The following is a 5218-nucleotide window of genomic DNA, read 5'->3' as shown; positions in this document are numbered from 1 at the left end:
GGGGTTTCCGGATGGTGTGTGGTTGTTCTTTGAGAACTCAACAGGGTGCTTGATAAGCCAGTGCCAAATTGATTTATTACCCCGGACTGGTCAGGCTTTTGCTTGGCTGGTTGGGATTCCTTTGGCAACACTTTTGTTGTCAGGATGATTGTTCAACAAAGATTTTTGTTGGAGAGTTTGATCCTGGCTCAGGACGAACGCTGGCGGCGTGCTTAACACATGCAAGTCGAGCGGAAAGGCCCTTCGGGGTACTCGAGCGGCGAACGGGTGAGTAACACGTGAGCAACCTGCCCTAGGCTTTGGGATAACCCCGGGAAACCGGGGCTAATACCGAATAGGACTCCTGACCGCATGGTTGGGGGTGGAAAGTTTTTCGGCCTGGGATGGGCTCGCGGCCTATCAGCTTGTTGGTGGGGTGATGGCCTACCAAGGCGACGACGGGTAGCCGGCCTGAGAGGGCGACCGGCCACACTGGGACTGAGACACGGCCCAGACTCCTACGGGAGGCAGCAGTGGGGAATATTGCACAATGGGCGGAAGCCTGATGCAGCGACGCCGCGTGAGGGATGACGGCCTTCGGGTTGTAAACCTCTTTCAGCAGGGACGAAGCGTAAGTGACGGTACCTGCAGAAGAAGCGCCGGCCAACTACGTGCCAGCAGCCGCGGTAAGACGTAGGGCGCGAGCGTTGTCCGGATTTATTGGGCGTAAAGAGCTCGTAGGCGGCTTGTCGCGTCGACTGTGAAAACCCGCAGCTCAACTGCGGGCCTGCAGTCGATACGGGCAGGCTAGAGTTCGGTAGGGGAGACTGGAATTCCTGGTGTAGCGGTGAAATGCGCAGATATCAGGAGGAACACCGGTGGCGAAGGCGGGTCTCTGGGCCGATACTGACGCTGAGGAGCGAAAGCGTGGGGAGCGAACAGGATTAGATACCCTGGTAGTCCACGCTGTAAACGTTGGGCGCTAGGTGTGGGGGGCCTCTCCGGTTCCCTGTGCCGCAGCTAACGCATTAAGCGCCCCGCCTGGGGAGTACGGCCGCAAGGCTAAAACTCAAAGGAATTGACGGGGGCCCGCACAAGCGGCGGAGCATGCGGATTAATTCGATGCAACGCGAAGAACCTTACCTGGGTTTGACATGGCCGCAAAACCGGCAGAGATGTCGGGTCCTTCGGGGGCGGTCACAGGTGGTGCATGGCTGTCGTCAGCTCGTGTCGTGAGATGTTGGGTTAAGTCCCGCAACGAGCGCAACCCTCGTTCGATGTTGCCAGCGCGTTATGGCGGGGACTCATCGAAGACTGCCGGGGTCAACTCGGAGGAAGGTGGGGATGACGTCAAGTCATCATGCCCCTTATGTCCAGGGCTTCACGCATGCTACAATGGCCGGTACAATGGGCTGCGATACCGTGAGGTGGAGCGAATCCCAAAAAGCCGGTCTCAGTTCGGATCGGGGTCTGCAACTCGACCCCGTGAAGTCGGAGTCGCTAGTAATCGCAGATCAGCAACGCTGCGGTGAATACGTTCCCGGGCCTTGTACACACCGCCCGTCACGTCACGAAAGTCGGCAACACCCGAAGCCGGTGGCCCAACCCGTAAGGGAGGGAGCCGTCGAAGGTGGGGCTGGCGATTGGGACGAAGTCGTAACAAGGTAGCCGTACCGGAAGGTGCGGCTGGATCACCTCCTTTCTAAGGAGCACCTTCACCCGAAAGGGTGCAAGGAGCCCGCGCCACCCGAATGCGGTGGTGGGGTGCTCAATGGCGGAGACACTGGCGAGCTCGATGCCGGCAACGGCTGGGTTCCTTCTAGTACGGCCACCTTCGGGTGGTGTGGAACGAAGTCCTGGTGCGGCTGGCGCCGAGTGCAAAGCACCCTGTTGGGTCCTGAAAGAACAACCGGTGGTTGTCTTTCAGAACCTTGCTCCCGCCCGTGGTGGCGGGGGACGGTTGCCAGGCATGGCCTGGCCTCGCAAACCGGGATCCTTGTGGGGGTCATAGGTGTGGGGCGGATCGGGTTGTGGGTTGGTCGTTTGTTGAGAATTGCACAGTGGACGCGAGCATCTTTGTGGTCAAGTTGTCAAGGGCGAACGGTGGATGCCTTGGCACCAGGAGCCGATGAAGGACGTGGGAGGCCGCGATAGGCCTGGGGGAGCTGTCAACCAAGCTGTGATCCCAGGGTGTCCGAATGGGGAAACCCGGCACCAGTCATGTGGTGTCACCCGCACCTGAACACATAGGGTGTGTGGGGGGAACGCGGGGAAGTGAAACATCTCAGTACCCGTAGGAAGAGAAAACAACAAGTGATTCCGTGAGTAGTGGCGAGCGAAAGCGGATTGAGGCTAAACCGGCTGCGTGTGATACCTGTCAGGGGTTGCGTGGTCGGGGTTGTGGGACCCTGCGACACGAGCTGACACTCGTGTAAGAAGTTACAAAGTCAGTGGCTAGTCGAACAGTCTGGAAAGGCTGACCGTAGACGGTGATAGTCCGGTAGGTGAAAGTTGCTGACCTTCTGTGGGTGTTCCCGAGTAGCGGCGGACCCCTGAAATCTGCCGTGAATCTGCCAGGACCACCTGGTAAGCCTAAATACTTCCTGGTGACCGATAGCGGACGAGTACCGTGAGGGAATGGTGAAAAGTACCCCGGGAGGGGAGTGAAATAGTACCTGAAACCGTTCGCCTACAATCCGTCGGAGCCTTGCGGGGTGACGGCGTGCCTTTTGAAGAATGAGCCTGCGAGTTAGTGGCATGTGGCGAGGTTAACCCGTGTGGGGGAGCCGTAGCGAAAGCGAGTCTGAATAGGGCGTTTTTAGTCGCATGCTCTAGACCCGAAGCGGAGTGATCTAGCCATGGGCAGGCTGAAGCGCGGGTAAGACCGCGTGGAGGGCCGAACCCACCAACGTTGAAAAGTTGGGGGATGACCTGTGGTTAGGGGTGAAAGGCCAATCAAACTCCGTGATAGCTGGTTCTCCCCGAAATGCATTTAGGTGCAGCGTCGCGTGTTTCTTGCCGGAGGTAGAGCACTGGATGGTCTAGGGGGCCCACAAGCTTACCGAAATCAGCCAAACTCCGAATGCCGGTAAGTGAGAGCGCGGCAGTGAGACTGCGGGGGATAAGCTTCGTAGTCGAGAGGGAAACAGCCCAGATCACCAGCTAAGGCCCCTAAGCGTGTGCTAAGTGGAAAAGGATGTGGGGTCGCATAGACAACCAGGAGGTTGGCTTAGAAGCAGCCACCCTTTAAAGAGTGCGTAATAGCTCACTGGTCAAGTGGTTCCGCGCCGACAATGTAGCGGGGCTCAAGCACACCGCCGAAGCTGTGGCATTCACATTTTAACCTCGCTTGGACTTGATTCCTTGTGCAGGTGTGTGGATGGGTAGGGGAGCGTCGTGCCGCGAGTGAAGCAACGGGGTGACCTAGTTGTGGACGCGGCACGAGTGAGAATGCAGGCATGAGTAGCGAAAGAAGGGTGAGAAACCCTTCCGCCGGATGACCAAGGGTTCCAGGGCCAGGCTAATCCGCCCTGGGTGAGTCGGGACCTAAGGCGAGGCCGAGAGGCGTAGTCGATGGACAACGGGTTGATATTCCCGTACCCGCGAAAGAGCGACCCTGACGAACCTCGTTGTGCTAACCACCCGAACCGCGGATGACCTTCGGGTCTGAAGTGGGGAGCGTGGGAACCTGGCGGGTAGTAGTCAAGCGATGGGGTGACGCAGGAAGGTAGCTGAGCCCGGCCGGTGGTTGTGCCGGGGTAAGCGTGTAGGCCGTGCCGTAGGCAAATCCGCGGCGCATATAGGCTGAGACGTGATGCCGAGCCGATTCAGGTGAAGTCAGTGATCCTATGCTGCCGAGAAAAGCCTCTAGCGAGTTCTTAGCGGCCCGTACCCCAAACCGACACAGGTGGTCAGGTAGAGAATACCGAGGCGATCGGGCGAACTGTGGTTAAGGAACTCGGCAAATTGCCCCCGTAACTTAGGGAGAAGGGGGGCCGGAGACGTGAAGCCCCGCGCGGGTGGAGCGTTGTATGGCCGCAGAGAGCAGGGGGAAGCGACTGTTTACTAAAAACACAGGTCCATGCGAAGAAGTAATTCGATGTATATGGACTGACGCCTGCCCGGTGCTGGAACGTTAAGGGGACCTGTTAGCTCTTCGGGGCGAAGCGGAGAACTTAAGCGCCAGTAAACGGCGGTGGTAACTATAACCATCCTAAGGTAGCGAAATTCCTTGTCGGGTAAGTTCCGACCTGCACGAATGGCGTAACGACTTCCCCACTGTCTCAACCACAGGCCCGGCGAAATTGCACTACGAGTAAAGATGCTCGTTACGCGCGGCAGGACGGAAAGACCCCGGGACCTTTACTATAGCTTGACATTGGTACTTGAGTTAGCTTGTGTAGGATAGGTGGGAGCCGGTGAAGCTCATACGCCAGTATGGGTGGAGGCAATCTTGAAATACCACTCTGGTTGATTTGGGTATCTAACTTCGGACCGTTATCCGGTTCAGGGACAGTGTCTGGTGGGTAGTTTAACTGGGGCGGTTGCCTCCTAAAGGGTAACGGAGGCGCCCAAAGGTTCCCTCAGCCTGGTTGGCAATCAGGTGTTGAGTGCAAGTGCACAAGGGAGCTTGACTGTGAGACTGACAGGTCGAGCAGGGACGAAAGTCGGGACTAGTGATCCGGCACTGGCATGTGGAAGCGGTGTCGCTCAACGGATAAAAGGTACCCCGGGGATAACAGGCTGATCTTCCCCAAGAGTCCATATCGACGGGATGGTTTGGCACCTCGATGTCGGCTCGTCGCATCCTGGGGCTGTAGCAGGTCCCAAGGGTTGGGCTGTTCGCCCATTAAAGCGGTACGCGAGCTGGGTTTAGAACGTCGTGAGACAGTTCGGTCCCTATCCGCCGTGCGCGTAGGATACTTGAGAAGGGCTGTCCCTAGTACGAGAGGACCGGGACGGACGAACCTCTGGTGTGCCAGTTGTCCCGCCAGGGGCACGGCTGGTTAGCTACGTTCGGAAGGGATAACCGCTGAAAGCATCTAAGCGGGAAGCTCGCTTCAAGATGAGGTATCCCACCCACATTTGTGGGGTAAGGCCCCCAGCTAGACGACTGGGTTGATAGGCCGGAAATGTAAGCCCGGTAACGGGTTCAGTTGACCGGTACTAATAGGCCGAGGACTTGACTACCAAGCTGCTACGCGTCCACTGTGCAACTCTGAACGAGCGAACAACCCTG

2 rRNA genes are annotated in these 5218 nt (G+C 57.9%); both read left to right on the top strand.

Features of this window, described 5'->3' with window-relative positions:
- Positions 1-165: 165 nt before the first annotated feature.
- Positions 166-1681, top strand: a 16S ribosomal RNA gene (locus tag ACW0Q9_RS28945).
- Between the two features lie 378 nt (positions 1682-2059).
- A 23S ribosomal RNA gene (locus ACW0Q9_RS28940) occupies positions 2060-5169 on the top strand.
- Together the 16S and 23S rRNA genes form the textbook arrangement of a ribosomal RNA operon.
- Positions 5170-5218: the final 49 nt, after the last annotated feature.

Source organism: Micromonospora sp. I033 (genome assembly GCF_053890995.1).
Note: the sequence above shows the minus strand (reverse complement) of the source record. Positions and strands in the feature narration are given on the sequence as shown.